The 26555-nt window shown below is 72.9% G+C and carries 26 protein-coding genes and 1 pseudogene; 5 read left to right on the forward strand and 22 right to left on the reverse strand.

Annotated elements, in window-relative coordinates:
• Positions 1–54 precede the first annotated feature (54 nt).
• From KCH_RS12600 to leuA, 4 genes are all read right to left on the reverse strand, one after another.
• Positions 55–888 (reverse strand): isoprenyl transferase, encoded by an 834-nt coding sequence (locus KCH_RS12600; RefSeq protein ID WP_035862662.1) that lies wholly within the window; start codon positions 886–888, stop codon positions 55–57.
• Between the two features lie 2 nt (positions 889–890).
• The gene (gene recO, locus KCH_RS12605) at positions 891–1637 is read right to left on the reverse strand and encodes a DNA repair protein RecO (RefSeq protein WP_035871759.1); all 747 of its coding nucleotides are present in this window, start codon (positions 1635–1637) and stop codon (positions 891–893) included.
• A gap of 169 nt (positions 1638–1806) precedes the next feature.
• On the reverse strand, positions 1807–2472 hold the full coding sequence (locus tag KCH_RS12610) for a tellurite resistance TerB family protein (RefSeq protein ID WP_084223536.1): 666 nt from the start codon (positions 2470–2472) through the stop codon (positions 1807–1809).
• 328 nt (positions 2473–2800) lie between these two features.
• Positions 2801–4585, reverse strand: a complete 1785-nt coding sequence (gene leuA, locus KCH_RS12615; protein WP_035862666.1) for a 2-isopropylmalate synthase — start codon at positions 4583–4585, stop codon at positions 2801–2803.
• A 374-nt stretch (positions 4586–4959) separates the two neighbouring features.
• Here leuA and KCH_RS12620 point away from each other — a divergent pair, with 374 nt between their 5' ends.
• Entirely contained in the window at positions 4960–5226 is a 267-nt protein-coding gene (locus KCH_RS12620; protein ID WP_035862668.1) for a protealysin inhibitor emfourin, read from the forward strand.
• A 27-nt stretch (positions 5227–5253) separates the two neighbouring features.
• On the opposite strand, the gene KCH_RS12625 is transcribed toward KCH_RS12620, so the two are convergent.
• The 16 genes and pseudogenes from KCH_RS12625 to hrcA all read right to left on the reverse strand — a co-directional run bounded on the left by KCH_RS12625 (position 5254) and on the right by hrcA (position 20738).
• Entirely contained in the window at positions 5254–5967 is a 714-nt protein-coding gene (locus tag KCH_RS12625; protein ID WP_035862670.1) for an alpha/beta fold hydrolase, read from the reverse strand.
• Between the two features lie 37 nt (positions 5968–6004).
• A complete protein-coding gene (gene era / locus KCH_RS12630; protein WP_035862671.1) occupies positions 6005–6937 on the reverse strand; it encodes a GTPase Era in 933 nt (310 codons plus the stop codon).
• 47 nt (positions 6938–6984) lie between these two features.
• On the reverse strand, positions 6985–7146 hold the full coding sequence (locus KCH_RS41270; RefSeq protein ID WP_157032025.1) for a hypothetical protein: 162 nt from the start codon (positions 7144–7146) through the stop codon (positions 6985–6987).
• Between the two features lie 62 nt (positions 7147–7208).
• Positions 7209–7561: pseudogene (locus tag KCH_RS12635) on the reverse strand (cytidine deaminase).
• Positions 7562–7700: 139 nt separating this feature from the next.
• Positions 7701–8690: an aldo/keto reductase gene (locus KCH_RS12640; RefSeq protein WP_035862673.1), complete on the reverse strand. Its 990-nt coding sequence runs from the start codon at positions 8688–8690 to the stop codon at positions 7701–7703.
• Positions 8691–8779: 89 nt separating this feature from the next.
• Positions 8780–9319, reverse strand: a complete 540-nt coding sequence (locus KCH_RS12645; RefSeq protein WP_035862674.1) for a DUF4383 domain-containing protein — start codon at positions 9317–9319, stop codon at positions 8780–8782.
• Complete coding sequence (locus KCH_RS12650) at positions 9319–9558, reverse strand: hypothetical protein (protein ID WP_157032026.1); 240 nt, start codon at positions 9556–9558, stop codon at positions 9319–9321. Before KCH_RS12650 ends, KCH_RS12645 begins: the two co-directional genes overlap by 1 nt.
• A gap of 151 nt (positions 9559–9709) precedes the next feature.
• Positions 9710–11038 (reverse strand): hemolysin family protein, encoded by a 1329-nt coding sequence (locus KCH_RS12655; RefSeq protein WP_208865947.1) that lies wholly within the window; start codon positions 11036–11038, stop codon positions 9710–9712.
• 13 nt (positions 11039–11051) lie between these two features.
• Positions 11052–11546, reverse strand: a complete 495-nt coding sequence (gene ybeY / locus KCH_RS12660) for an rRNA maturation RNase YbeY (RefSeq protein WP_035862677.1) — start codon at positions 11544–11546, stop codon at positions 11052–11054.
• Positions 11547–11560: 14 nt separating this feature from the next.
• Positions 11561–12664, reverse strand: a complete 1104-nt coding sequence (locus tag KCH_RS12665; protein WP_035862678.1) for a PhoH family protein — start codon at positions 12662–12664, stop codon at positions 11561–11563.
• A 174-nt stretch (positions 12665–12838) separates the two neighbouring features.
• Positions 12839–13756 carry a ribonuclease Z gene (locus tag KCH_RS12670; RefSeq protein ID WP_035862681.1) on the reverse strand — a complete coding sequence of 306 codons (918 nt, stop codon included), beginning with the start codon at positions 13754–13756 and terminating at the stop codon, positions 12839–12841.
• A 3-nt stretch (positions 13757–13759) separates the two neighbouring features.
• Entirely contained in the window at positions 13760–14113 is a 354-nt protein-coding gene (locus KCH_RS12675) for an HIT domain-containing protein (RefSeq protein WP_035862682.1), read from the reverse strand.
• A gap of 93 nt (positions 14114–14206) precedes the next feature.
• Positions 14207–17410, reverse strand: a complete 3204-nt coding sequence (locus KCH_RS12680; RefSeq protein WP_051653013.1) for a S41 family peptidase — start codon at positions 17408–17410, stop codon at positions 14207–14209.
• A gap of 184 nt (positions 17411–17594) precedes the next feature.
• Positions 17595–18338, reverse strand: a complete 744-nt coding sequence (locus KCH_RS12685; RefSeq protein ID WP_035862684.1) for a 16S rRNA (uracil(1498)-N(3))-methyltransferase — start codon at positions 18336–18338, stop codon at positions 17595–17597.
• A gap of 118 nt (positions 18339–18456) precedes the next feature.
• The gene (gene dnaJ, locus KCH_RS12690) at positions 18457–19596 is read right to left on the reverse strand and encodes a molecular chaperone DnaJ (RefSeq protein WP_035862685.1); all 1140 of its coding nucleotides are present in this window, start codon (positions 19594–19596) and stop codon (positions 18457–18459) included.
• Positions 19597–19664: 68 nt separating this feature from the next.
• The gene (gene hrcA / locus KCH_RS12695; RefSeq protein ID WP_051653014.1) at positions 19665–20738 is read right to left on the reverse strand and encodes a heat-inducible transcriptional repressor HrcA; all 1074 of its coding nucleotides are present in this window, start codon (positions 20736–20738) and stop codon (positions 19665–19667) included.
• Positions 20739–21010: 272 nt separating this feature from the next.
• Between hrcA and htpX the strand changes: the two genes are divergently transcribed.
• The 4 genes from htpX to KCH_RS12720 all read left to right on the forward strand — a co-directional run bounded on the left by htpX (position 21011) and on the right by KCH_RS12720 (position 24939).
• Positions 21011–21934, forward strand: coding sequence for a zinc metalloprotease HtpX (htpX, locus tag KCH_RS12700; protein WP_035862687.1), 924 nt, complete (start codon positions 21011–21013; stop codon positions 21932–21934).
• A gap of 137 nt (positions 21935–22071) precedes the next feature.
• Positions 22072–22659, forward strand: a complete 588-nt coding sequence (gene pspAB / locus KCH_RS12705) for a PspA-associated protein PspAB (RefSeq protein WP_035862689.1) — start codon at positions 22072–22074, stop codon at positions 22657–22659.
• Positions 22660–23258: 599 nt separating this feature from the next.
• Positions 23259–24029, forward strand: coding sequence for a DUF2785 domain-containing protein (locus KCH_RS12715; protein ID WP_035862692.1), 771 nt, complete (start codon positions 23259–23261; stop codon positions 24027–24029).
• Between the two features lie 76 nt (positions 24030–24105).
• The gene (locus KCH_RS12720; RefSeq protein ID WP_035862693.1) at positions 24106–24939 is read left to right on the forward strand and encodes a DUF3097 domain-containing protein; all 834 of its coding nucleotides are present in this window, start codon (positions 24106–24108) and stop codon (positions 24937–24939) included.
• A 209-nt stretch (positions 24940–25148) separates the two neighbouring features.
• Here KCH_RS12720 and KCH_RS12725 read toward each other — a convergent pair whose 3' ends face one another.
• Both KCH_RS12725 and KCH_RS12730 read right to left on the reverse strand, forming a co-directional pair.
• Positions 25149–25811, reverse strand: coding sequence for a hypothetical protein (locus KCH_RS12725; protein WP_035862694.1), 663 nt, complete (start codon positions 25809–25811; stop codon positions 25149–25151).
• The gene (locus KCH_RS12730) at positions 25808–26455 is read right to left on the reverse strand and encodes an RNA polymerase sigma factor (protein ID WP_084223540.1); all 648 of its coding nucleotides are present in this window, start codon (positions 26453–26455) and stop codon (positions 25808–25810) included. The genes KCH_RS12725 and KCH_RS12730 overlap by 4 nt, the downstream gene beginning before the upstream one ends.
• Positions 26456–26555: the final 100 nt, after the last annotated feature.

Genomic DNA, 26555 nt, shown 5'->3' on the forward strand with positions numbered 1-26555 from the left:
TGCAGCACGGTCCAGAGCCGTGCGCAGTCGTGCGCAGTCGCGCAGACCGTGCCGTCAGCGCTGCGGCGGCACCTCGGCGCCGGCCTGGTCGTTCGGAATGGCCCCGCCGAAGCGGCGGTCGCGGCGGGCGTACTGCTCGCAGGCGCGCCACAGGTCGCGGCGGTCGAAGTCGGGCCAGAGCACGTCCTGGAACACCAGCTCGGCATACGCGGACTGCCAGGCCAGGAAGTTGGAGGTGCGCTGCTCGCCGCTGGGGCGCAGGAAGAGGTCCACGTCCGGCATGTCCGGGTAGTAGAGGTACTTCGCGAACAGCTTCTCGTTGACCTTCTCCGGGTTGAGCTTCCCGGCGGCGACGTCGCGGGCGATGGCCAGGGCGGCGTCGGCGATCTCGGCCCGGCCGCCGTAGTTGACGCAGAAGTACAGCGTCATGGCGTCGTTGTTCTTGGTCTGCTCCTGGGCGACCTGGAGTTCCTGGACGACGCTCTTCCACATCTTCGGCATCCGGCCGACCCAGCGGATCCGGATGCCCAGGGCGTCCATCTCGTCGCGGCGGCGGCGGATCACGTCCCGGTTGAAGTTCATCAGGAACTTCACTTCCTCCGGGGATCGCTTCCAGTTCTCGGTGGAGAAGGCGTACAGCGACAGGTTCTTGACGCCGAGCTCCAGGCAGCCGCGCAGCACGTCGAGGACGACGCCCTCGCCGATCTTGTGGCCCTCGGTGCGGGGCAGGCCGCGCTCCTTGGCCCAGCGGCCGTTGCCGTCCATGACCACCGCGACGTGGTTCGGGACCAGCTCGCCGGGGATCTTCGGCGGCTTCGCGCCGCTGGGGTGCGGGGCGGGGGCTTCGTACGTCCGCTGCTTGCTGCCGAAGAGCCGTCGCGCGACCATGTTCACTTCTCCACGTATCTCATCGAGCGGATGCCCCGCTCCAGGTGCCACTGCAGGTAGGCGGCCACCAGCCCGCTGCCCTCCCGCCAGTACCGCGGTTCGCAGGCGTCGGCGGTCTGCCAGTCGCCGGACAGCAGTGCGCCGAGCAGTACCAGTGTCTCAGGGGAGGGTACGGCACTTCCGGGTACCCGGCAGTCGCCGCACAGCACGCCGCCGGCCTGGAGGGAGAAGAACCGGTTGGGGCCGGGCAGTCCGCAGCGGGCGCAGTCGGTGAAGCTCGCGCCGTAGCCGTTGACGGCGAGCGAGCGCAGCAGGAAGGCGTCCAGCACCAGGTGCGACTGGTGGGTGCCGCCGGCCAGCGTGCGCAGGCCGCCGACCAGCAGCAGGTACTGCTGGACGGCGGGTTGGCCCTCGTTCTCGGCGAAGCGTTCGGCGGTCTCCAGCATCGCGGTGCCGGCGGTGTAGCGGGTGTAGTCGTCGACGATCCGGGCGCCGTAGGGGGCGATGGTCTCCACCTGGGTGCACAACGGCAGGGTGCGGCCGACGAGTTCGCTGCCGCGGCTGAAGAACTGGATGTCGACGTGCGAGAACGGTTCGAGGCGCGCGCCGAACTTCGACTTGGTCCGGCGCACGCCGCGCGCCACCGCCCGGACCTTGCCGTGCTGGCGGGTCAGGAAGGTGATGATCCGGTCGGCCTCGCCGAGCTTCTGGGTGCGCAGCACGATGCCGTCGTCGCGGTAGAGACTCATGGTGGTTCCCATTGTCCCGTACCGCACCGACAGGAAGGCGGGGGACGGCCGAGGGCGGCGGGGCGCGCAGCCGTGAGCCCGCACCGGGGTTGTGGGGCTTTCACCCGTGCGGTGCGGGTCACGGCGGGCCCGGGAGGGGGGAGTTCGGGCCCGGCTCGGGGGTGGGACGTCAGTGCGGGGCGCGGGTGGCCGCCTCCAGCAGCTGGTCGACCTGCGCGCCGGTGAGGGCGAGGCAGCGGCCGATCACGGCGAGCGCGGCCCGCTCCTGCGGGAGGTAGCGTCCGTCGGCGAGGGCGACCATCGCGCCGAGGGTGAGCAGCCGTTCGCGGCCCTGGACCAGCAGGTGCGGGGCGAGCGGTTCGAGGGCGGCGTGCAGTTCGACGGCCAGGCCGCCGCCCTCGACGTCCACGTCGAGGGGTTCGCCGCTGGTGTGTCCGGAGAGCGCGGCGAGCGAGGCCAGCACCTGGGCCTCGCCGCAGTCGTCGAAGCCGGCTTCCTTGATGACGGTGCAGGCGGCTTCCCGTCCGCTGCGGCTGCCGGTGCCGCCGGCGGCGAGCGCGGCCAGGGCGACGGTGTACTGCGCGTCGCGGAGCATCGCGCCGAGCCGGACCGAGGTGAGCTGGTCCAGGGTGTCAGTGCTGTGGCGGCCGCCGCAGGAGGTGCACTGGACGGAGCGGACCACGGCGCCGAACGGCAGGACCGGGGTGCCGAGCAACCGCAGCCACCGCCGGCCGTGCTGCCGGCGGTAGTTGCGGTCCCCGCCGCAGCCCGGGCAGAAGAATTCACCGAGGACATCCGTCCGCCAGCGAGGGCGGACACCCCACAACCCTGTCACGGCGCCACTCCCCAGACATGGCAGGCGGCCTGCGCATCAATGGGCAGGTCACGCGACCGGACGCCGTGGTCGTCCCACCGACCCCGGTTCCGGTCCGTCGATGTTGCCACGGTTACCGGCCCGTGTCAGCACCCTGAACGGGTGCCGAGGGGAAAATTTGTGACCGGCGACACACCTCACGGGCGTGGCCCCGAACGTTACTTGACGGTACGTCAGCAACGGCCCGCGAACACCCCGCCGGCCACCTGCGACCGCCCCGCCCGACCGTCCGCGACCGCCCCGGCCGACCGCCCGGCAAGGTTCGCCGGGGCGGTCGGCCGACCGCAGGTCAGTCGCGCTGCGCGGCCCGGTTGACGGCGCTGACCAGGGCCTTCAGCGAGGCCAGCACGGTGTTGCCGTCGATGCCCACGCCCCACAGCACCTTGTCGCCCACGGCGCACTCGACGTACGCGGCGGCCTGCGCGTCGCCGCCCTCGCTCAGCGCGTGCTCGGCGTAGTCCAGGACGCGGACGTCGGTGCCGATCGAGGCCAGCGCGTTGACGAAGGCGGAGACCGGGCCGTTGCCGGTGCCGGTCAGGGTGACGGGGGCGCCGTCGACGACCGCCTCGGTGGTCAGCGCGTCGCGGCCGTCCTCGGTGGTCAGGCTGCGGGAGCCGCTCAGCGAGATCCGGCCCCACGGGTTGGCGGGGGTGGGCAGGTACTCGTCCTGGAAGACGGCCCAGATGTCGCCGGGGGTGACCTCGCCGCCCTCGGCGTCGGTCTTCGCCTGGATGATCTTCGAGAACTCGATCTGCATCCGGCGCGGCAGGTCCAGCTTGTGGTCGTTCTTCAGCACGTAGGCGATGCCGCCCTTGCCGGACTGCGAGTTGACCCGGATGACCGCCTCGTAGCTGCGGCCGACGTCCTTGGGGTCGATCGGCAGGTAGGGCACGCCCCAGGTGTGGTCGGCGACCGGGACGCCCGCGGCGGCGGCGTCGGCCTCCAGCGCGTCGAAGCCCTTCTTGATGGCGTCCTGGTGCGAGCCGGAGAAGGAGGTGAAGACCAGGTCGCCGGCGTAGGGGTGGCGCTCGGGCACCGGCATCTGGTTGCAGTACTCGGCGGTGCGGCGGATCTCGTCGATGTCGGAGAAGTCGATCATCGGGTCGACGCCCTGGGAGAACAGGTTCATCCCGACGTTGACCAGGTCCAGGTTGCCGGTGCGCTCGCCCTGGCCGAACAGGCAGCCCTCGACCCGGTCGGCGCCGGCCATGATCGCCAGCTCGGCGGAGGCGACGCCGGTGCCGCGGTCGTTGTGCGGGTGCGCGGAGACGCAGACGAACTGGCGGCGCGACAGGTTGCGCGACATCCACTCGATCTTGTCGGCGTACACGTTCGGGGTGGACCGCTCGACGGTGGTCGGCAGGTTCAGGATGATCTCGCGGCCCTCGCCGGGCTGCCAGACGTCCATCACCGCCTCGCAGACCTCCAGCGCGTAGTCCAGCTCGGTGTCGATGAAGATCTCCGGCGAGTACTCGTAGCCGAAGACGGTCTCGTCGCCCAGGATCTTCTCGGCGTACTCCATCACCAGCCGGGTGCCGTCGGTGGCGATGGCCTTGATCTCGTCCTTGCTCGCCTTGAAGACCACCCGGCGGAACAGCGGCGAGGTGGCGTTGTACAGGTGGACGGTGGCCCGCGGCGCGCCCTTCAGCGATTCGACGGTCCGCTCGATCAGGTCCTCGCGGGCCTGGGTCAGCACCGAGATGGTGACGTCCTCGGGGATCGCGCCCTCTTCGATCAGCGAGCGGACGAAGTTGAAGTCGGTGGCGCCGGAGGACGGGAAGCCGACCTCGATCTCCTTGTAGCCCAGCTTCACCAGCAGGTCGAACATCTTGCGCTTGCGGGCCGGCGACATCGGGTCGATCAGCGCCTGGTTGCCGTCGCGCAGGTCGGTGGACAGCCAGCGCGGGGCCTGGGTGATCACCTTGCTCGGCCAGGTGCGGTCCGGCAGGTCCACGGTGCCGAAGGGTACGTACCGGTGGAACGGCATCCCCGAGGGCTTCTGCTGCACGCTCGCGGCGGTGATCGGGGTGGGACGGTCGACGAACGCGCGGGCGACGGAGGACTGTTCGGTCATGGCTGGGGCTCTCGGCTTCCCTTGTCGAAGGCGGTCTGCGGTCGGGGGATCAGGACACCCGACTCGGCCGACTGGCTGCGCCGCCGCGGATCACGCTGGGCGCAACACGACTCCCCGCGGCGAGGGGGCCGGCCTTCACTGGACTACAGGCCCTCGCCGCGGCAGCTAAGAAGAAGCAGCCGGATACGCATGATGTCGTCACTGTAACCCGGCCGGAGACCCGGCCGCAGTGAGCGCCGCCACGATCCCACCCAGTGAGACGGCGTCCGGCTGCCGGACCGTGACCGGACGGGCACGGAGCGACTGCCCGGCGGGTGCGGCAAGTTGGTGAAAAGCCTCGGCAAACCCGTTCGCCGCCCTGCACACTGACAACCATGCGTATCCAGGTCACCCGCACCGGCGGGTTCGCCGGCCTGCTCCGGTATGCCGAGATGGACACCGAGGCGCGCCCGGACGCCCCGCACGTGCACGCGCTGGCGCGCGAGGCGATGGCCGGCGGGCTGCGCGCGCCCGCGTACGGCGTGCCCGACGGCTTCCACTACGAGATCACCGTGGACGGCCGCACCGTGCACTGCGCCGACCCCAAGCTGACCGACTCGCAGCGCGAACTCGTCGGCCTGGTGCTGCGCGAGGGCGCCTGAAGCACCCGGCCGGCACGCCGGCAGCGGTCAGAGCCAGCCGTCCAGCGAGGCCAGGAACCCGGCCGGGTCGTCCCGGTGGATGCAGTGCCCGGCCCCCGGGACGGTCCGCACCTCGAAGCCCCGGCGGCGCAGCTCGGCGGCCTCCTCGGGCGTCACCAGGACGCTCGGGTCGGCGAGTTGGACCAGCGAGGGGACGGCCGGGGAGCCCGGCAGCACGGACAGTTCGGGGTGCGCCCACAGGCCGACGGCGGTGTCGCTGTCCCAGGCGGCGAGGCCGGCGAGTTCGGCGTCCACGTCCTCCGCGGCCCAGTCGGGGTGCATGGTGGTGATGAACTGCCGGGTGACGAAGCGCTTGAAGCCGACGAACGGCTCCGGGCCCATCCCGGGCCGGTCGTAGACGAAGGCGGGGTCGCTGTAGACGGCCCGGTCGGGCTTGAGCCGGTCCACGGCCCGCCAGAGCGCGAGCGCGCCCATCGAGTGGCCGACGGCCAGCGCGGCCCCGGCGGGCAGCGTGTCGGCGAGGTCCTCGGCGAACTGCTCGGGCCCGTAGCGGTCGGCGGCGGTGGCGCCCTCGCCGCGCGGCGAGGCGCCGTGGCCGCGCAGGTCGACGCCGATCACCCGGTAGCCGCGCTCGGCGAGGGCGGGGCCGATCACCCGCCAGGTGCGGTGGTCGGACTGGATACCGTGGATCAGCAGGGCGGTCCGGTCGCCCCCGCCCCACTCGTGGGTGTGCAGCTTCACGACCGGCCCCTCCCCTGTACGACTGTCCGACGCCCCGTCAGAAGCCGAGCTTACGCAGCTGCTTGGGGTCGCGCTGCCAGTCCTTGGCGACCTTGACGTGCAGGTCGAGGTAGACCGGCGTGCCGAGCAGCGCCTCGATCTGCTTGCGGGCGGTGGTGCCGACGTGCTTGAGCCGGGAGCCCTTGGCGCCGATCACGATGGCCTTCTGGCTCTGCCGCTCGATGTACACGTTGGCGTGGATGTCCAGCAGCGGGCGGTCGGCGGGCCGGCCCTCGCGCGGGATCATCTCCTCGACCACCACGGCCAGCGAGTGCGGCAGTTCGTCGCGCACGCCCTCCAGGGCGGCCTCGCGGATCAGCTCGGCGACCATGATCTGCTCGGGCTCGTCGGTGAGGTCGCCGTCCGGGTACAGCGGCATGCCCTCGGGCAGCAGCTTGGTCAGCAGGTCCGCGACCAGGTCGACCTGCTTGTCACCCACGGCGGAGACCGGGATGATCTCGGCCCACTCGATGCCGAGCTCGGCGCCCAGCTGCTGGACGGCGATCAGCTGCTCGGCGAGCCGCTTGGAGTCCACCAGGTCGGTCTTGGTGACCAGCGCCACCTTGGGGGTGGACTTCTTGATCTCGGCGAGTTCCTTGGCGATGAACTTGTCGCCGGGGCCGAGCTTCTGGTCGGCGGGCACGCAGAAGCCGATCACGTCGACCTCGGCCCAGGTGGTGCGCACCAGGTCGTTGAGGCGCTCGCCGAGCAGGGTGCGGGGCTTGTGCAGGCCGGGGGTGTCCACCAGCACGAGCTGGGCGTCGGGGCGGTGCACGATGCCGCGCACGGTGTGCCGGGTGGTCTGCGGACGGTCGGAGGTGATCGCGACCTTCGTCCCGACCAGGGCGTTGGTCAGGGTCGACTTGCCCGCGTTGGGACGGCCGACGAAGCACGCGAACCCGGAGCGGTACGGGGAGGAAGGGGCATTCATGGCACCCATTGTCCCCGATCGGCCGGGTCGACCCGGCCACCGGTGTCTCAGCCGGTCTTCTTCTTCCCGCCGCCCGTGATGCCGCCGATCAGAACCAGGGCCAGCAGCACCAGGGTGCCGGCCAGCCACCACGGGGAGCCGGTCTCGTGCCAGCGGCCGAAGCCCATGACGCACAGCAGCAGTCCGCAGAAGAACGCGGCGATCCCCATGTCCACTCCCCCGCACCATTGGCCGGAGCGATTATCGCACCGGCCAATGGCGTGTCCAGGGGTCAGCGCGCCTCGGCGGCCAGCTTCAACGTCCCGTCAGGACCGGCCAGCAGCACCGGCGTTCCGGCCCCGCCCAGGTCCCGCACCGCTGCCAGGTCGGCCGCCGCGGGCTCGTCCGCGGCGGAGACCACCGCGGCCGCCTCCAGGCTCTTCGCCCCGCTGGCCACCGCCATCGCCACGGCCGTCTGCAGCGCGCTCAGCTGCAGCGACTCCAGCGCGACCGTCCCGGCCACGTAGGTGCGGCCGGTCTCGTCCCGGACCGCCGCCCCTCGGCCACGCCGTTGCGGGCGCGGGCCGAGCGGGCCAGCGTGACGATCTTCTTGTCCTCGGGGTCCAGCTCGGAAATCTCGGTCATGGCCCCGAGCATAGGTGGCCCGCCGGCGCGCCACCCCGGGCGTCCGGCCCTCGGCCCTCCGGCGGCTCAGTCCGTGAACACGACGCCGCGCAAGGCCCCGGTTCGGTCCGTGAACAGGGCGCCCGCGGAGGGCCCCGGTTCAGTGCGGGAGCAGCGCCCCGACGCCGGCCGGCGCGAACTCCGCCAGCGCCTTGTCGATCCGCTCCAGCACCGCGTCGTCCAGCACCAGGTCGGCGGCGGCCTGGTTCTCCGCGATGTGCGCCGGGGTGCGGCTGCCCGGGATCGGCACCACGTGCTCGTACTGCCGCAGCAGCCAGGCCAGCGCCAGCTGCCCGGGCGTGACCCCGAGTTCGGCGGCGATCGCGCGGACCGGCGCGTAGCGGTCGTTGTTCGCGGCCAGGTTCTCGGCGGAGAACCGGGAGATCTGCTGCCGGAAGTCGCCGTCGGCGACCTGCCGCACGGTGCCGGTGAGGAAGCCGCCGCCGAGCGGGCTCCAGGCCACCACTCCGACGCCCAGCTCGCGGGCGGCGGCCAGCAGCGCGGCGTCGATCGGCTGCCACATCGACCACTGGACCTGGACGGCCGCCACCGGGTGCACCGCGTGCGCGGCGCGCAGCTGCGCGGCCGTCACGTTGGACAGTCCGAGGTGGCGCACCAGGCCGTCGCCGATCAGTTCGGCGACGGCGCCGACGGTCTCCTCGAACGGCACCTGCGGGTCCGGGAAGTGCGGGTAGTACAGGTCGATCACGTCGGTGCCGAGGTTGCGCAGCGACTGCTCGGCGTAGCCGCGCACGTACTCGGGCGCGCAGTTGACCGCCAGCTCGCCGAACGCGTAGTTCACCGGGAAGCGGTGCGGCTCGGCGCCGTCCGGGATCCGGAAGCCGAACTTGGTGGCCAGCACCACCTCGTCGCGCCGTTCGCGGACGGCGCGGCCGACCGCCCGCTCGTTGTGCCCGTCGGCGCCGTAGCCGTCCGCGGTGTCGATCAGCCGGGCGCCGGCGTCGATCGCGGCGTGCAGCGCGGCCTGCCCGCGCTCCTCGTCGATGTCCCCGTACATTCCGGGCGAGACCACCATCGCGCCGAACCCGATCGGCGAGCTGGCCAGCGCCCCCAGCATGCGTTCCGTCATCGTCGTTCCCCCTCCGAACAGACCGGGGCCCGACGGATCTGATGATCCGTCAGGCCGTGTGCGTCCGCCACTCTACGACGGGTGGACGATCAGTGTCCGGTGGGATTCGGCGGTCCGGGGCGCAGCACCTTCACCAGCGCGGGCGGGCCGTTGGGGCGCTCGGCCTCGTGCTCGTGGCGGCGCTTCCAGTACGGGTTGTCCTGCGGCAGGTGGCTGCTGACCCGGCCGTACATGCCGAAGGTCAGGATCACGAAGCCGAAGGCGAAGCTGAAGACGACGTTGGAGATGTGGAAGGCCAGCCGGTTCGCGGTGGAGTCCAGCACCATCAGGCCGACGAAGCCGGCCAGCACGAACAGCACGCCCATGATCATGTTGATGTCGGAGGCGATGTTCCCGCCGATCACCGCGCCCAGGATCAGGATTCCGCCGGCCACCAGCGAGAGCACGCTCAGCGCGCCGTTGCTGGACAGGCCGAGCACCTGCTTGCCGGAGGTGTCCAGGAAGCCGGGGCTGGTCCCGGTCAGCCCGAGGATGCCGAAGACCACCAGGAACACTCCGCCCAGGCCGGCTCCGACGCGGTACACGGTGCCGAGCCGGTGGTCGACCGGCAGTTCGTCGTGGAGTCTCATCAGGTCCTCCCCGCATGGTCGTTCCGGAGGAACGGCACCTCGTGCAGGTACAGCGACCCGCACTGCTGGCAGCCGTGCAGCCCGGTTCCCCAGGCCTCCTCCGGCTTGCTCTCGGCGTCCGAGGCGATCTCGGCGCCGCACATGCCGTGCGAAGGGTCGGTGTCACGGACCACGTGCCACCTGGCCACCCCGCCGGCCGGCCCGCCGGGGCCGTATTCCGCGCGCAGTAGATGTGCCATGTCTCCCATGGTCGGCGCGCTCCGGGCGGTCAGGCAAACGGGCCCCGGGCCGAACCGTCCGGTCCGGCAAGCCGGTTGGGACGGTCCGTCCAGGGCCCGCTGCGTGCCCGGACGACCACGGTGCGTTCCGGTGCGGGGGTGGCGGCCGCTGCTAGGAGGCGTTCTCCTCGGCGGTCTCCTCGGCGTGCTCCTCGATCCGGACGGGGGCGGCCACCACGGTGCCGATCCGGTTGCGGCGGCCCGCGGAGCTCTCCGCGGTCAGGCTGATCGCGGCCAGCCCGCTGCCCTCCGGCACCGGCACCTCGCAGGAGGAGCCGGGGATCGGCACCCGGCCCAGGCACTTGGCGAGCAGGCCGCCGACGGTCTCCACGTCCTCGTCGTCCAGCTCGATGCCGAACAGCTCGCCGAGGTCCTCCACGGTGAGCCGGGCGGTGATCCGGTAGGTGCCGTCGCCGAGGTCCTCGACCGGGGCGATCTCCCGGTCGTACTCGTCGGTGATCTCGCCGACGATCTCCTCCAGGATGTCCTCGATGGTGACCAGGCCGGCGGTGCCGCCGTACTCGTCGATCACGATCGCCACGTGCGAGCGCATCTGCTGCATCTCGCGCAGCAGGTCCGCGGCCGGCTTGGAGTCGGGGACGAACACCGCCGGGCGCATCACCGAGTCCACCTGCTCCGACTCGGCGTCCCGGTTGATGTGGGTGCGCCGCACCAGGTCCTTGAGGTAGACGATGCCGACCACGTCGTCCTCGTTGTCGCCAACCACCGGGATCCGCGAGAAGCCCGACCGCAGCGCCAGCGTGAGGGTCTGACGGACCGTCTTGTGCCGCTCGATCATCACCAGGTCGGTGCGCGGCACCATCACCTCGCGGACGATGGTGTCGCCCAGTTCGAAGACCGAGTGCACCATCCGGCGCTCCTCGTCCTCGATCAGGTCGTCCTTCTCGGCGAGGTCGACCAGCGCGCGCAGCTCGGCCTCGGAGGCGAACGGGCCCTCCCGGTAGCCCTTGCCGGGCGTGAGCGCGTTGCCCAGCAGGATCAGCAGCCGCGGGATCGGCCCGAGGATCCGGGCCAGCGGCAGCAGCACGTAGGACGCGGCGGTGACGGTGCTCAGCGGGTGCTGGCGGCCGATCGTGCGCGGGGAGACCCCGACCGCCACGAAGGACACCAGCACCATCACGCCGAACGCCACCAGCACCGCCAGCCAGGTCTGCTGGAAGCTGCGCACGCACACCACGGTGACCAGCACCGCGGCGGCCACCTCGCTGGCCACCCGGATCAGCGTCGCCAGGTTCAGGTAGCGGATGTTGTCCGAGGCCAGCGTCAGCAGCCGGTCGGAACCGCGCCGCCCGGAACGGACCGCCTCCTCGGCGCGGAACCGGGACATCCGGGAGATCCCCGCCTCGGCGCACGCGGCCAGCCAGCCGAGCGCCACCAGCAGCAGGGCCCCGATCAGGAAGCTCGTACTCTCACCACTCACGGACGGCCGGCCCTCAGTGGACGGTCGGGGCGGGCGACAGCCCGGTCAGCCCGCGGCCGGCCCGCCAGTCGTCCAGGATCCGCTTCTGCAGCGCGAACATCTCGCGCTCCTCGTCGGGCTCCTCGTGGTCGTAGCCGAGCACGTGCAGCACCCCGTGGACGGTGAGCAGCTGCAGCTCCTCGTCCACGGAGTGCTTGGTCGGGGCGGCCAGGCCCTGCTGCTGGGCCACCTCGGGGCAGAGCACGATGTCGCCGAGCAGGCCCTCCGGCAGGTCCTCGCCCTCCTTGCCGGGACGCAGCTCGTCCATCGGGAAGGACATCACGTCGGTCGGACCGGGCAGGTCCATCCACTGGACGTGCAGCTCCGCCATCGACTCGCTGTCGTAGAGGATCACGGAGAGCTCGGACTGCGGGTGAATCCGCATCTTGTCGAGGGCGTAGCGGGCGACGTCGAGGATGGACTCCTCGTCGACGTCCCACCCGGACTCGTTGGCGATGTCGATCGACATGGAGGGCTCAGTACTCAGCTTTCGGTGCGATGGGACTGCCGGGGCGCCCGGGCGCCCCGCCGTTGGACGGGTTTGCGGTCGCCGGACTCCTCGGACTCCTGCCGGGCGTCCCAGCGTTCGTACGCGTCCACGATGCGGCCGACCAGCTTGTGCCGTACCACGTCGGTGCTGGTCAGCACCGAGAAGTGGATGTCGGGCACGTCGGCCAGGATCTCCTGGACCACCTTCAGACCGCTGCGGGTGCCGCCCGGGAGGTCGATCTGGCTGGTGTCGCCGGTGACCACCACCCGGGAGTTGAAACCGAGGCGGGTGAGGAACATCTTCATCTGCTCGGGCGAGGTGTTCTGCGCCTCGTCGAGGATGATGAACGCGTCGTTCAGGGTGCGGCCGCGCATGTACGCCAGCGGAGCCACCTCGATCGTGCCGGCGGCCATCAGCCGCGGGATCGAGTCCGGGTCCATCATGTCGTGCAGCGCGTCGTACAGCGGCCGCAGGTAGGGGTCGATCTTCTCGTAGAGGGTGCCGGGCAGGAAGCCCAGCCGCTCCCCCGCCTCGACGGCCGGCCGGGTCAGGATGATCCGGTTGACCTCCTTGGCCTGCAGCGCCTGCACGGCCTTGGCCATCGCCAGGTAGGTCTTGCCGGTGCCGGCCGGGCCGAGGCCGAAGACGATGGTGTGCTTGTCGATCGCGTCGACGTAGCGCTGCTGGTTGAGCGTCTTGGGGCGGATGGTGCGGCCCCGGTTGGACAGGATGTTCGCCGTGAACACCTCGGACGGGGCCGGGTGGCCCGGGTCCTCGGCGGCGCTCCTGAGCATGGTGATGGAGCGCTCCACGGCGTCCTCCGTCAGTGGCTGGCCGGTGCGCAGCACCAGCATCATCTCGGTGAAGAGCTGCTTGACGAGCGCGACCTCGGCCGGAGAGCCGGTGGCCGTCACCTCGTTTCCGCGGACGTGGATGTCGGCGTCCGGGAAGCCGTTCTCGATCACTCGCAGGAGCGAGTCGGCCGCACCCAGCAGGGTGACCATCGGGTGCTTCTCCGGAATGACGATCCGGGTGCTGGCGGCCGCCGCGTCGGGGCGCCGCTGTCCGTCGGTGCGGGTCTGCGGTGTGTCAGTCATGGGTCGGCGCTACGGCCTGCCTCATCCCAATCCGTCGTGTCGTGTGGCTCGGGCTCTCCAGGCCACCAGGGTACGCCGCGCAGATGTTCGCCGGAGCGGCGCGGCGGCTTCGATGGTGGGGGCTTTCGCCCCGATGTGCGAGCGGTTTTCCGTCGCCGCGCGCCCCCGCGGGGCTCAACGGCGGGGCGGGACGGGGATCCTGGCCAGGTCCTCGGCGATCACGACCTCGCCGTCGAAGTGCTTCTCGGCCTCCGCGCGGTGCGCCCGGAGGTCCGGGTAGCGCTGCGAGAAGTGCGTCAGCACCAGCCGGCGGACCCCTGCCTCGGCGGCCACCCGGGCGGCCTGCGCGGCGGTCAGGTGGCCGTGCTCCTCGGCGAGTGCGGCGTCCGCCTCCAGGAAGGTCGCCTCGATCGCCAACAGGTCGACACCCTCGGCGAGTTCGGCCACCCCGTCGCAGAGCCGGGTGTCCATCACGAAGGCGAAGCGCTGCCCCGGCCGCTGCTCCGCGACCTCCGCCAGCAGCACCGTCCGCCCGTCCACCTCGACCCGGCCCTCGCGCTGCAGCCGGCCCACCGCCGGTCCGCGGACCCCGAGTTCGCGCAGCCGCTCCGGGCGCAGCCGGACGCCGTCCGGCTCGGTCAGCCGGTAGCCGAAGGACTCCACCGGGTGCGACAGCCGGACCGCCGACAGCTCGAACGGCGCGCCGGGCGCCTCCAGCGGGCCGGGCGCGGAGACCGGGCGCTCCCGCAGTTCGGCGGTGGCGTGGTAGACGCTGGCGTGCCGCAGCCGGTCGAAGAACACCTGCCCGGACGCCGGGTAGTAGGCGTCCACCGGGTGCGGGACCCGGTCCAGGTTGATCCGCTGCACCACGCCCGGCAGGCCCAGGCAGTGGTCGCCGTGGAAGTGCGACACCGCGATCCGGGTGATCCCGGTGGCGGTCACGCCGGCCTGCAGCATCTGCCGCTGGGTGCCCTCCCCCGGGTCGAACAGCAGCCCCTCGCCGTCCCAGCGCAGCAGGTACCCGTTGTGGTTCCGGTGCCGGGTCGGCACCTGGCTGGCCGTGCCGAGGACGACGAGTTCACGCTGCGACAACGGTCAGACCAGTCCCTCGGTGAGCTTGCGCCCGCCCAGCACGTGCACGTGCGCGTGGAACACCGTCTGGCCGGAGTCCGCGCCGGTGTTGAAGATCAGCCGGTACGACTCCAGGCCCTCGCCCCTCGCCGCCTCGCCGGCCTCGGCGAGCAGCTCCGCGGCGATCTCCGGCTCGGCGGCGGCCAGTTCGGCGGCGTTGGCGTAGTGCACGTGCGGGATCACCAGCAGGTGCGTGGGCGCCTGCGGGTTGATGTCCCGGAACGCCAGCGTCCGCCCGCTCCTGCGCACCACCGTCGCGGGGATGTCCCCCGACACGATCTTGCAGAACACACAGTCCGCCTGCGGCTCGCCGGCCATCTCCCGCACTCCTTCTGAACACCCGTCACTGGTGACGACGACCTTACAGGGGAGGGGGTGCGGGCCACGGCGGACCCGCACCCCCTGCGGCCGTCAGTCGATCGGCGGCGCCGTCCTGACCGGCGTCCGCTCCAGCGCCTCCAGCGCGACCCGGACGGCGGTCTCCAGCTGCGGGTCGCGGCCCGCCGCCCAGTCGTGCGGGGCGATCGGCACCTCGATGTCCGGCGTGACGCCGCCGTTCTCCAGGCCCCAGCCGTAACCCTCCAGCCAGCTGGAGTACTTGGGCTGGGTGACGACCGTCCCGTCCACCAGGTCGTACTTGTTGTCGATGCCGATCACGCCGCCCCAGGTGCGGGTACCGACCACCGGGCCGATGCCGAGCGCCTGGATCGCGGCGTTGACGATGTCGCCGTCGGAGCCGGAGAACTCGTTGGCCAGCGCCACCACCGGGCCGCGCGGGGCGTCCGCCGGGTAGGGCTCGGCGCGGTCCAGGTCGCGGGCCCGGTTCCAGCCGACGATCCGGCGGGCCAGCTTCTCCACCACCAGCTGCGAGGTGTGGCCGCCGCGGTTCTCCCGCAGGTCGACCAGCACGCCGTCGCGGGCCATCTCGATCCGCAGGTCGCGGTGGAGCTGCGCCCAGCCGAGGCTCTGCATGTCCGGCACGTGCAGGTAGCCGAGCCGGCCGCCGGACAGCTCGCGGACGGCGGCCCGCCGGCCGGCCACCCAGTCGTGGTAGCGCAGCGCCTCCTCGTCGTCCAGCGGCACCACCACGGGGTGGCGTTCGCCGCCGTCCTTGCCGCTGACGGTCAGCTCGACCGGCTGGTCGGCGGTGCCGGCCAGCAGCGGGCCGGGGCCGGTCACCGGGTCGACCGGGCGGCCGTTGACGGCGAGGATCGCGTCGCCCGGGCGGATCGCCACACCGGGCGCGGCCAGCGGGGAGCGGGCCCGCGGGTCGGAGGACTCGCCGGGCACCACCCGCGCCACCCGCCACACCTCGCCGTCCCGGACCAGGTCCGCGCCGAGCAGGCCCTGCCGGCGGGCCGCCTCGGTGCCCCGGCCGGGCGGCACCACGTACGCGTGCGAGGTGCCGAGCTCGCCGACCGTCTCCCACAGCAGGTCCACCAGGTCGGAGTGGCAGCCGGCCCGGTCGACCAGCGGCCGGTAGCGCTCCAGCACGCCCGCCCAGTCGACGCCGCCGAGGTCCGCGCGCCAGAAGTTGTCGCGCATCAGGCGGCCGTTCTCGTCGAACATCTGCCGCCACTCGGCGGTCGGGTCGACGGTCACCCGGATCCGGTCCAGGTCGACGGCGGCGTCCTCGTCGTCGTCGGCCTTCTGGTCGGCGGGCACGATCCGCAGGCCGCCGTCCTCCAGCACCGCCAGCCGGGCGCCGTCGCCGGAGACCGCGAAGGTGTCGACGCCGGTGAGCAGTTCCTCCACCCGGCGCTTCTTCAGGTCGTAGCGCTCCAGCACGGTGCCGGCCGGGTCGTCGTCCAACGAGGCGGCGCTGTCGCCGAGTTCGCCGCTGAGCGGCACCCGGCTCCACAGCACCCCGTCCTTCGCGGCGCGCAGCGCCCCGAACTGCCCGGCCCGCACCGGGAACGGCACGATCCGGTCGGCCAGCCCCTCCAGGTCGACCCGGGTGCTGGGCACCGCGGACTCGTTCTTGTCGCCGTCCTTGGTCTCCTCGTCCTCCCCGCCGACCGGCCGGCCGGCCCGCTGCGGCCCGAACGGCGACGGGGTGTCGGCGGCCAGCGTCAGCAGGAACGGGCGGGTGCCGCCCGGGAACGACAGGTCGAACACGTGCTGGTCGTAGACCGGGTCGAAGGTGCGCACCGACAGGAACGCCAGGTGCTTGCCGTCCGAGGTGAACGCCGGCGAGTAGTCGTGGAAGCGCTGCGGGGTGGCCTCGCTGACGGTCCGTGAGGTCAGGTCGGCCAGCATGATCTGGCGCAGCGACCACGGGCCGAGCACCGGCTGCGACCAGGCCAGCCAGCCCGAGTCCGGGCTGAACACCAGCCCGCTGACCTCGCCGTCGCCGCTGCGCGCGAGCTCGTGCACGGCGCCGTCGCTGAGCGCCACCAGCAGCAGCCGGCCGTCGTGCGAGGCCACCGCGAGCTGCCGGCCGTCCGGCGAGACGGTCAGCGCCAGCACCCGGCCGAGCTGCCCGGCCGCCAGCCGCCGGCGCTCCGCGCCCAGCACGGCCGGCGCGTACTCGATCGCGTCGTCGCCGTCCGCGTCCGTCACCCACACCGCGCCCTGCGCGCCGTCCTCGCCGGGCACCACCCGGGCCAGCCGGCCGCGCACCCCCGGCGTCTCGTCCAGCACCCGGGACGGGCCCTCCCGGTGCGTCACCCAGTGCACCGTGCCGCGCACCACGACGGCCGCGGCCCGGCCGGTCCGGTCGACGGCAGCGCTCTCCACCTGGCCGTCGGCCCGGGTCGGGTGCGGGCGGCGGCTGCTGCGCGGACCGGCCAGGTCGATCTCCAGCCGGCGCGCCTCGGCGCCGTCCAGGTCGTCCAGCAGCCAGAGCTCGCCCGCGCTCTGCCAGATCACCCGGGTGCCGTCGGTGGACGCCTGCCGGGCGTAGAACCCGGTGTCCGCCGGACCGTGCGCCCGCAGGTCGCTGCCGTCCGGGAGGCTCGAGTACAGCCGGCCGACACCCTCGTGGTCGGACAGGAACGCCACCCGGTGCCCCACCCACATCGGGCTCTCCAACTGCCCGTTCAGCCCGGCGTGCAGCCGCTCGAACTCGGCCGCGCCGATCCACAGCTTGCCGGCCCGGCCGCCCCGGTAGCGCTTCCAGTGCGCGGCCTCGCGGTTGTGCGTCCCCAGCAGCACCCGCCCGCCGGCCGCGCCCTCCGGCACCGGCTCGAACGCCAGCGCCCCGATCGGCCCGTACGGCAGCCGCTCCGGCTCTCCGCCGTCCAGCGGCACCGCGAACGCCCACGTCCGCCGGATCGTCTCCTGCCCCGCGGTGCTGATCGCGATCGGCCGACCGTCACCGGTCCACCCCACCACCGCCGTGTACGGGCTCCCCCAGTACGTCAGCCGCCGCGCCTGGCCGCCCGCCACCGGCACGACGTGCACCTCCGGCGCCCCGTCCCGCCCCGACGTCCACGCCAGCGTCCGCCCGTCCGGCGAGAACCGCACGGCACCGACCGGCACCTGATCCGCCGTCAGCCGCCAGGCCCGCCCGCCCCCGACGGGCGCCAGCCAGACATCGTCCTCGGCAACGAAAGCGACAACATCGCCGTGCAGGTGGGGGTGTCGCAGGTATCCACGCGAAGAATCGGTCACCCGGCCACCCTAGAACGGGCGCGCAGCCGGTGGGCGCCAAACCGGGGAGAGCTGCCGGGAGGCCACCGGGGGCGCGAGGAACTGCAGGAAACGGAAGGCCCCGGACCGCGAGATCGCGACCCGGGACGGCGACCTGCACGTGCTCGCGACCCGACGGACGCGGCCGGCGCCCGCCCCGCAGCCCTCAGCCCCAGCGCCCCGTGCGCCCCAGCAGCAGCGACCCCGCTGCCACGCCCGCCGTCGAGGTCCGCAGCACCGAGGGCCCGAGCCGGAAAGCTCCCGCCCCGGCCTCCGCGAACGCGGCGATCTCCTCCGGCGACACCCCGCCCTCCGGCCCGACGACCAGCACGATCTCGCCGCTGCTCGGCAGCTCCGCGGTGGCCAGCGGCAGCGACCCCTCCTCGTGCAGGACGGCCGCGAACGAGGCCGCCGAGAGCAGCGGCAGCAGCTGACGCGTCGTCATCAGGTCGTGCACCTCGGGAAAGCGCAGCCGCCGCGCCTGCTTCCCGGCCTCGCGGGCCGTCGCCCGCCACTTGGCGAGCGCCTTCGCGCCGCGCTCGCCCTTCCACTGGGTGATGCACCGGGACGCCGCCCACGGCACCACCGCGTCGATGCCGGCCTCGGTCATCGTCTCGACGGCGAGTTCGCCGCGGTCGCCCTTGGGCAGCGCCTGGACGACGGTGATCCGGGGCGCGGGCGCGGCCTCCTCCCGGACGGCGGCCACCAGCACGTCCAGCGCGTCCTTGCCGTGCACCGCGGCAACGGTGCCGTCCGCGCCGCGGCCCCGGCCGTCGGCGAGAGTGACGGCCTCGCCGGGCTCCAGGCGCTTCACGGCGACGGCGTGCCGCCCCTCGGGGCCGTCGAGGCGGACGGTGGCGCCGGGCGCGGCGCCCGCCAGGTCGTCGACGACGAACACCGGTGCGGTCATCGGAACAGGAACCCTTTCACGGAGCTGGCAACAAGGAGGTGACAACAAGGAGGTGGCAACAAAAAGCCCGGGCCGGGAGCGGTCGAAAACCGCTCCCGGCCCGGAGGGACAGGCGGACTCACCGGCCGTTGAAGGCGTCCTTCAGCCGGGAGAACAGGCCCTGCTGGCCGGGCGCGAACTGGCCGGACGGACGCTCCTCGCCGCGGATCATGGCGAGCCGCCGCAGCAGCTCCTCCTGCTCCGGGTCGAGCTTGGTCGGCGTCTGCACCTCGACGTGCACTATCAGGTCGCCGCGGCCGCCGCCGCGCAGGTGGGTGATGCCGCGACCGTGCAGCGGGATCGACTGGCCGGACTGGGTGCCGGGCCGGATGTCGACCTCCTCCAGGCCGTCCAGGGTCTGCAGCGGCACCTGGGTGCCGAGCGAGGCCGCCGTCATCGGGATGGTGACCGTGCAGTGCAGGTCGTCGCCGCGGCGCTGGAAGACGGCGTGGCTGGTCTCGGCGATCTCGACGTAGAGGTCACCGGCGGGGCCGCCGCCGGGGCCGACCTCGCCCTCGCCGGCCAGCTGGATCCGGGTGCCGTTGTCGACACCGGCGGGGATCTTCACCGTGAGGGTGCGGCGGGCCCGGACCCGGCCGTCGCCCGCGCACTCCGGGCACGGGGTCGGGACGACGGTGCCGAAGCCCTGGCACTGCGGGCAGGGGCGGGAGGTCATGACCTGGCCCAGGAACGACCGGGTGACCTGGGAGACCTCGCCCTTGCCGCGGCACATGTCGCAGGTCTGCGCGGAGGTGCCGGGCGCGGCGCCCTCGCCGCTGCAGGTGGTGCAGGTGACGGCGGTGTCGACCTGGAGTTCCTTGGTGGTGCCGAACGCGGCCTCCTCCAGGGTGATCTCCAGCCGGATCATCGCGTCCTGGCCGCGGCGGGTCCGCGAGCGCGGGCCGCGCTGGCCGGTCGCGGCGCCGAAGAAGGCGTCCATGATGTCGGAGAAGCCGAACCCGGCCGCCCCGGCGCCGAAGCCGCCGGCGCCGCCGCCGTTCGGCGACAGCGGGTCGCCGCCGAGGTCGTAGACCTGGCGCTTCTGCGGATCGGAGAGCACCTCGTAGGCGGCGTTGATCTCCTTGAACCGCTCCTGCGTCTTCGGGTCCGGGTTGACGTCCGGGTGCAGTTCACGGGCGAGGCGTCGGAACGCCTTCTTGATCTCGTCCTGCCCCGCGTCGCGTCGGACGCCGAGTACCGCGTAGTAGTCCGTGGCCACCAAATGCTCCGGTTTGTTCCGCCTCTAGAAGTGCTTGCGAGGGCTGCGTGAGGTCTCGCGCAGCCTTGCTATGACTCGGCCAGGATCTGGCCGACGTACCGTGCCACCGCTCGCACCGCCCCCATTGTGCCCGGGTAATCCATCCGGGTCGGACCGATCACACCCAGCTTTGCCACGCTCTGGTCGCCCGAACCGTAACCGACGGAGACCACCGACGTGGAATTCAGGCCCTCGTGGGCGATCTCGTGACCGATCCGGACCGTCATCGCCGAGTCCGCGGTCTCACCCAGCAGGCGCAGCAGCACCACCTGCTCCTCCAGTGCCTCCAGCACCGGACGGATGGTCAGCGGGAAGTCGTGACCGAAACGGGTCAGGTTGGCGGTGCCCGCCAGCATGATCCGCTCCTCGTTCTGTTCGGCGAGCGTTTCGAACAGGACCGTCAGCACGGTGCTGACGGTGGACCGGTCGGCCGGGTCGAAGCCGGCCGCCAGGTCCTCCAGGACCGTCGGCACCTCGGGCAGCCGGCAGCCGCCCGCCATGCCGTTCAGCCTGGCCCGCAGGTCTCCCAGCAGGGCTTCGCCCACCGGGCCCGGGCAGTCCACCATGCGCTGCTCGACCCGGCCGGTGTTGGTGATCAGCACCAGCATCAGCTTGGTCGGGGTGAGCGACACCAGTTCGATGTGCCGCACCGTGGAGCGGGTCAGCGACGGGTACTGGACCACCGCGACCTGCCGGGTCAGCTGCGCCAGCAGCCGCACCGTGCGGGCCACCACGTCGTCCAGGTCGACCGCGCCCTCCAGGAAGTGCCGGATCGCCCGGCGCTCCGGAGCCGTCATCGGCTTCACCTCGGCGAGCCGGTCGACGAACAGGCGGTAGCCCTTGTCGGTCGGGATCCGGCCGGCACTGGTGTGCGGCTGGTGGATGAACCCGTCCTCCTCCAGCGCGGCCATGTCGTTGCGCACCGTGGCCGGGGAGACGCCGAGGTTGTGGCGCTCCACCAGGGCCTTGGAGCCGACCGGCTCCTCGGTGCCCACGTAGTCCTGAACGATCGCGCGGAGCACCGCGAGGCGGCGCTCGTCCAGCGGACGCACGGACGGGCGCGGATCGATCAGGCGCCCGTCGGGCTTGCCATCGTCCGGCATGGGCACGCACCTCCGTCGTCGTCCGTTGAACCGGTGGTCGGTCCACTCTGGCACTCCACAGGGCAGAGTGCCAGAACCGTACTTGCCAGTGTACGGCCCGGGCCTGACGGCAGGAACGGTCCTCCCACGTGATCCTCGACCGATTGCCTCCCCGGTCGGCGGGCCGCCGCCGACACGACCGCATTCCCACCGAATTCCCACCGTTTCGGATGGTGCCCGCGGGCCCCGCCGGTGGCAGCATCGAAGGCGAGCGAGGCGAAGGAGGAGCAGCGATGTCGGCATCACGGCAGCACTCCCGGTTCACCCCCGACCGCGGCCTGACCGGTCGGATGGTCACCACCATGTTCTTGATCGGCCTGCTGTACGTGGGCTTCACGGGGCTGCTGATCGTGCTGCTGCGCGGCGCCTGGCCGCTGGTGGTGCTGATCTCCGGCGGCCTGTTCGTCGCGCAGTTCTGGTTCTCCGACAAGATCACCGAACGGGCGATGGGCGCCCACCCGGTCACCCCCGAGCAGTTCCCGCAACTGCACGGCGCGGTGGACCGGCTGTGTGCACTCGCCGACATGCCCAAACCGCGGGTCGCGGTCGCCGACAACGACATGCCGAACGCCTTCGCCACCGGCCGCAACCCCGAGAACGCGGTGGTTTGCGTGACCACCGGCCTGCTGCGCCGCCTGGAGCCGGAGGAACTGGAGGGCGTCCTCGCGCACGAGCTCTCGCACGTCGCGCACCGGGACGTCGCGGTGATGACGGTGGCCGGCTTCCTCGGCGTGCTGGCCGGCGCGATGACCCGGATCGCGCTGTACGGCGGAATGATGGGCGGCGGCAACCGCAACAACAACGACCCCAACGCCGCCATCGCGATGATCCTCGTCCCGCTGGCCTCGATGGTGGTGTACGCGCTCAGCTTCCTGCTGACCCGGCTGCTGTCCCGCTACCGCGAACTCGCCGCCGACCGGGCCGCCGCCCAACTGACCGGCCGGCCCAGCGCACTGGCCTCCGCGCTGACCAAGGTGACCGGGCAGATCGCCGCCATCCCGACCGAGGACCTGCGCAAGGCCCAGCCGTACAACGCCTTCTACTTCGCGCCCGCGCTGAGCGCCAAGGAGACCGCCGCCCAGCTGCTCTCCACCCACCCGTCGCTGGAGCAGCGGCTGGCGCAGCTGGCGAAGATCTCCTCCGAACTCGGCCAGTGACCGCCCTCCCGGGCCTCGACTTCTCGGCTTCCGACTTCCCGGCCCCCGACTTCCCGGGCCGCGACTTCCCCGCCCCTGACTCTTCGACTTCCCGGCTCTCTGACTCTCCGGCCCCCTGACGCAAGGAGCTCGACCCCGTGGGATTCCTGGACGCCCTGTTCGGCCGCAGCAAGCCGGTGAAGCCGGACCTCGACCAGCTGTTCGGCATCCCGTCGGCCGCGCTCACCCTGCAGGCGGCCACCGGCTTCCTCCCCACCGGCCTCGGCTCGGTCTGCTTCGCCGCCGTCGAGGGCGGCGCGTTCGCCGAGGTGCAGACGCAGGTCCGGGCCCTGCTGGACGCGGACACCGAACGCGGCGGCATCCCCGTGGAGGCCTCCCGGGACGACTACGGCTACTCCTGGCTGCTCGCCCGGCACGCCCCCGAGGAACTGCCCGACCTGGTCAACGACCTGCACGCGGTCAACAGCGAGCTGGAGGCCAACGGCTTCGGCCCGCAACTGCTCTGCTCGATCGTCGCCTTCCGCGACCCCGAGGGCCGCTCGCTCGGCCTGGTGTACCTGTACAAGCGCGGCACCTTCTACCCCATGTGCAAACTGCCCGGGCAGGAGAAGCGCAACAACCCGTTGGAGATCGAGATCTCCAACCTGCTCCGCAACGACCTGCGCATCGAGTCCGACCTGTCCCGCTGGTTCCCGGTCTGGGGCGCACCGGGCCTGGACGGCTGAGGCCCGGGGCCTCAGCCGGTCTCCGGCCACCGGTGCGCGCAGGGCCAGTCGCCCGGGCCGGCGGTCGACCGCATCGGCCACGGCGGGAACCCTCGTACGGCCGGCCCGCTGCGAGAGCGTTCCACCGGTCGGCCCGGGGCTGAGGCGCCTCCGGGCAGCACCACAGCCGGTCCTGGCCCCAGCTCCCCGGGGCCTTCCGGGCCTGCCGCACCGCCGGACTGTAGACGCCCTTGACCCGGAAGTTCTCCAGGTGCCGCCGGAAGAGGACCATGGTCACCTGGCGCGTCCGACCCCCGCGGTGGATGCCGATCACCTGCATCCGCTCGTCCTCGGACAGGTTGCCGGGCGGCAGCACCCAGAGCTTCGCCCCCGGCGCGAAGTGCCGCAGACCCGACTGCGCCGCCGCCCCGCCCGGGCCGCGGGTGGTCCGGCGGGCCACGTTGGCGACCATGCCCCACTGAGGGGTTGACCGGTCGTCACAGCTGCTCCTGCCACGCCGAGCAGTCTGCCTCCGGTTCGTCCGCTGCACGAACAGGTTTGTCGCGCGCCCGGCCCGGCCGGCGCCGACCGTAGGGTGGCCGACCGTAGGGTGGTGGCCCGTGATCGACTGGACCGCTCTTCCGGAACTCGACCCGTCCGAAGCCGAGTTGGCCGCCGTCGTCGCGGCGCTGCGCTCCCCCGACCCGGTGGAGCGCGACGAGCGGGCCTACTCCCGGCTGGTCGGCTGGGTGCCCGGGCTGGCCGCCGAGCGCCGACTCGCGCTCGGCGACGCGATGGCGGCCCGGTTCCAGGACCCCGAGATCCAGGCCCGGACCTTCGCCCCGCTGGTCCTCGGCCGCCTCGTGCGGACCGGCACCCTGCGCCCCGGCTGGCTGGACGCCTTCACCCGCTGGTACCCCGCGGAGACCGACCTGCGCGGCCACCACCCCGAACTGGGCTGGCTGCACGCCGTCGCGCACGGCGCCGACCTGCTGGCCGCCTTCGGCCAGCACCCGGAGGTAGACCCGGAGCCGCTGCTGGCCCTCGGCGCGGCCCGACTGCTCGCCCCCACCGGCCACGTCTTCGACGCGATGGAGGACGACCGCCTGGGCTTCGCGCTCGCCCTGACTCTGACCCGCCCCGACCTGACGCCAACTCAGGCCGTCGGCTGGCTGGACGCGGTGGCCGAGGTGTTCGCCACCGGACGCCCCGGCCCGATGCCCGCCGAGGTCTCCAACACCCTCCGCACCCTGCGGGTGGTGCACCTGCTGGCCGCCTGCGGCGTCCGCCCGACCTGGGGCGGCGAGGAGGTACGGCCCCTGCCGCACGGGCCGGCGGTCGGCCGACGCATCGTCGAGGTCCTGTCGATCGCCGCGGCGTACATCGGTTGACCGGGACGCTGCCTGACACACCATCGCCTGACGTGGCGTCCGGTCCGCTCCCGGGCGGGTTTCGTAGACTGCGGGGATGCGCAGCAGGGAGTACGGACCGGACCTGCCCCCGCCGTGGAAGCGGCAGCAGCCCGCGCCGGAGGTGGCGGCGGAGCGGGACTTGGTGGTGGAGGAGGCGGCGACCGGCTTCTGCGGGGCGGTGGTCCGGTGCGAGCGGACTGCGGAGGGCTTCACCGTCACCCTTGAGGACCGGTTCGGCAAGCACCGGGTGTTCCCGCTGGTGCCGCGCGGCTTCCTGCTGGAGGGGCGGGTGGTGACGCTGGTCCGCCCGACCGGCCCCGCCCCGCAGCGCGGCCCCGGACGGACGGCCTCCGGGTCGATAGCGGTGCCCGGGGCGCGCGCCCGGGTGGCGCGCGAGTCGCGGATCTACGTCGAGGGCCGGCACGACGCCGAGCTGGTCGAACGCGTCTGGGGCGACGACCTGCGGATCGAGGGCGTGGTCGTCGAGTTCCTGGAGGGCGTGGACGACCTGCCCGCGATCGTCGCCGAGTTCGCCCCCGGCCCGGGCCGCCGCCTGGGCGTCCTGGTCGACCACCTGCTGCCCGGCACCAAGGAGCACCGGATCGCCGCCCAGGTGACCGGCGACCACGTCTTGGTCGTCGGCCACCCGTACGTCGACATCTGGCAGGCCGTCAAACCGGCCAGCCTCGGCTTCGCCACCTGGCCCGACGTACCGCGCGGCGAGGTGTGGAAGGAGGGCATCTGCCGCCGCCTCGGCTGGCCGGTGGACACCCCCGCTGCCTGGAAGCGCATCCTCGCCTCGGTCGACGGCTGGAAGGATCTGGAGCCGGAACTCCTCGGCCGCGTCGAGGAGTTGATTGACTTCGTCACCCAGCCGGGCAGCGACTGACAGCCCGGGCCGGCGGCTCATATCCCGGGACGACTGCGGCTGGCGTCCCGGGGCGACCGTGGCTGGCGCCCTGGCGCCCGGGCGGGCGGCGGCCGACGGTCCTGGCCGACCACGGCTGACGCCCCGGCGGACGACAGCCGACGGTCCCCGACCGCGGCCGGCCGGCGGCCCGGACCGCCTGCGGCCCGCGGTCGTTCCGCCGCTGCGCCTCAGCCGGTCGGCGACGCGGACGGCAGGACGGTCGGCGTCGGGCTCGGCAAGGTGGATGGGTCGATCACCTGCCCCACCACGATCCGCGTGGCGGGCACGCAGGCGGGCACCGTCTCCACCACCACGGCCCGGAAGGTGTTCAGCACCCCGGCCGAGGTCTCGACCCGACCCGCCGTCAGCAGCACCGTCGACCCGGGTGGGACGAGCGCCGGGTCGATCCGCACCGTGCCCGGGCCGTCGCCCGGTCGCACCCGGTCGGACTGGGCGCGGGTGCCGGCCGGCTCCGGCAGCGTGCACTCCTCGGGCGTCCGCGCCTCCTCGATCCCGGTCGCCCGCACTCCGTACCGCTGCAGGGTGGCGACCAGGTCGGGCAGCGCGGCCGGGTCGCGCAGCTGCAGCGCGATGGTGCCGTCGGACTCCTGGGTGACGGCGTACGCGGCGTTGCCGCCGTGCTCGCCGCCGAGCGCCATCGGCAGCACCAGCGCGGTGGCCAAGGCCGCCGCGCCGACCGCGAGGGCGGCGAGCAGCGGGCGGCGGCGCAGCACGCCCCGGCGGGCCCTCGCGGCGGCTCCGGCGCGTTCGGCGGCGAGGGCGGCGAGCTCCTCGCCGAGCCGCTGCTCGAAGTGGCTGGTGGACGGGGTGCGGCGGTCTGGGCTGGTCACGAGGTCACCTCGATCATCGGGTCGGCAGGGGCGGCGGGGCGGGGCAGCAGCGGGCCGGGCCTCGGCAGGTCCTTGCGGGCGGGGCGGCGTTCGGCCCCGAGCTGCCGCCTGGCGCGGTGCATCCGCACCCGGACGGTGGCCTGTGAGATGCCGAGCGCCTGTGCGGTCTCGGCGGTGGTCAGGCCGTCCATGACGACCAGGTCGAGGACCTCGCGCAGCGGGGCGCTGAGGCCCGCGTGCCGCTGCGCCAGGTCGCGGACGGCGCGTTGGGCGTCGATCCGCTCCTCCAGGGCGAGGATGTCCTCCTCGTCGAGCAGACGGCGGCCGGACAGTCGCCCGATCGCCCGCCGTTCGCGGTGGTCGCCCCGCCGGTGCCCGGCGATGACGTACCGGGCGATGCCGTACAGCCAGCCGATCGCGCTGCCGCGTTCGGGCCGGTAGCTGCCGGCGGCCTCCAGCGCGGCGACGAAGATGTCGGCAGTGAGATCGGCCGCCAGGTGCGGGTCGCTGACCCGGCGGGTGACGAAGCCGAGTATGGCGTCGACGTGCTGGCGGTAGAACGCGCCGAAGCCGTCCGGAGTGGTCAGCTCCGGCGGACGGCCCTCGGGGCGCGCCTCGTGGCGTTGCTGCTCACGGATGCGCATGCGTCCCTCCTCGGTCGGGGGGACCCGGTGGGTCCCTTCACCGAGTACTTGGCCGCAGCCCCTCGGACCGTTTCACCGGCGTCACTCGTTCGTGTCGCGG

Source organism: Kitasatospora cheerisanensis KCTC 2395 (genome assembly GCF_000696185.1).
GTDB lineage: Bacteria > Actinomycetota > Actinomycetes > Streptomycetales > Streptomycetaceae > Kitasatospora > Kitasatospora cheerisanensis.

Coding starts and splice junctions, on each gene's coding strand:
- ybeY (WP_035862677.1), bottom strand. CDS start 11,546: ATGTCGATCGACATCGCCAACGAGTCCGGGTGGGACGTCGACGAGGAG.
- KCH_RS12600 (WP_035862662.1), bottom strand. CDS start 888: ATGGTCGCGCGACGGCTCTTCGGCAGCAAGCAGCGGACGTACGAAGCC.
- KCH_RS12675 (WP_035862682.1), bottom strand. CDS start 14,113: ATGGCCGGCGAGCCGCAGGCGGACTGTGTGTTCTGCAAGATCGTGTCG.
- KCH_RS41270 (WP_157032025.1), bottom strand. CDS start 7,146: ATGGGGATCGCCGCGTTCTTCTGCGGACTGCTGCTGTGCGTCATGGGC.
- KCH_RS12645 (WP_035862674.1), bottom strand. CDS start 9,319: ATGAGACTCCACGACGAACTGCCGGTCGACCACCGGCTCGGCACCGTG.
- KCH_RS12720 (WP_035862693.1), top strand. CDS start 24,106: ATGCGCAGCAGGGAGTACGGACCGGACCTGCCCCCGCCGTGGAAGCGG.
- KCH_RS12640 (WP_035862673.1), bottom strand. CDS start 8,690: ATGACGGAACGCATGCTGGGGGCGCTGGCCAGCTCGCCGATCGGGTTC.
- leuA (WP_035862666.1), bottom strand. CDS start 4,585: ATGACCGAACAGTCCTCCGTCGCCCGCGCGTTCGTCGACCGTCCCACC.
- recO (WP_035871759.1), bottom strand. CDS start 1,637: ATGAGTCTCTACCGCGACGACGGCATCGTGCTGCGCACCCAGAAGCTC.
- KCH_RS12730 (WP_084223540.1), bottom strand. CDS start 26,455: ATGCGCATCCGTGAGCAGCAACGCCACGAGGCGCGCCCCGAGGGCCGT.
- KCH_RS12685 (WP_035862684.1), bottom strand. CDS start 18,338: ATGACCGCACCGGTGTTCGTCGTCGACGACCTGGCGGGCGCCGCGCCC.
- KCH_RS12665 (WP_035862678.1), bottom strand. CDS start 12,664: ATGACTGACACACCGCAGACCCGCACCGACGGACAGCGGCGCCCCGAC.
- era (WP_035862671.1), bottom strand. CDS start 6,937: ATGAATGCCCCTTCCTCCCCGTACCGCTCCGGGTTCGCGTGCTTCGTC.
- KCH_RS12620 (WP_035862668.1), top strand. CDS start 4,960: ATGCGTATCCAGGTCACCCGCACCGGCGGGTTCGCCGGCCTGCTCCGG.
- hrcA (WP_051653014.1), bottom strand. CDS start 20,738: ATGCCGGACGATGGCAAGCCCGACGGGCGCCTGATCGATCCGCGCCCG.
- KCH_RS12650 (WP_157032026.1), bottom strand. CDS start 9,558: ATGGCACATCTACTGCGCGCGGAATACGGCCCCGGCGGGCCGGCCGGC.
- htpX (WP_035862687.1), top strand. CDS start 21,011: ATGTCGGCATCACGGCAGCACTCCCGGTTCACCCCCGACCGCGGCCTG.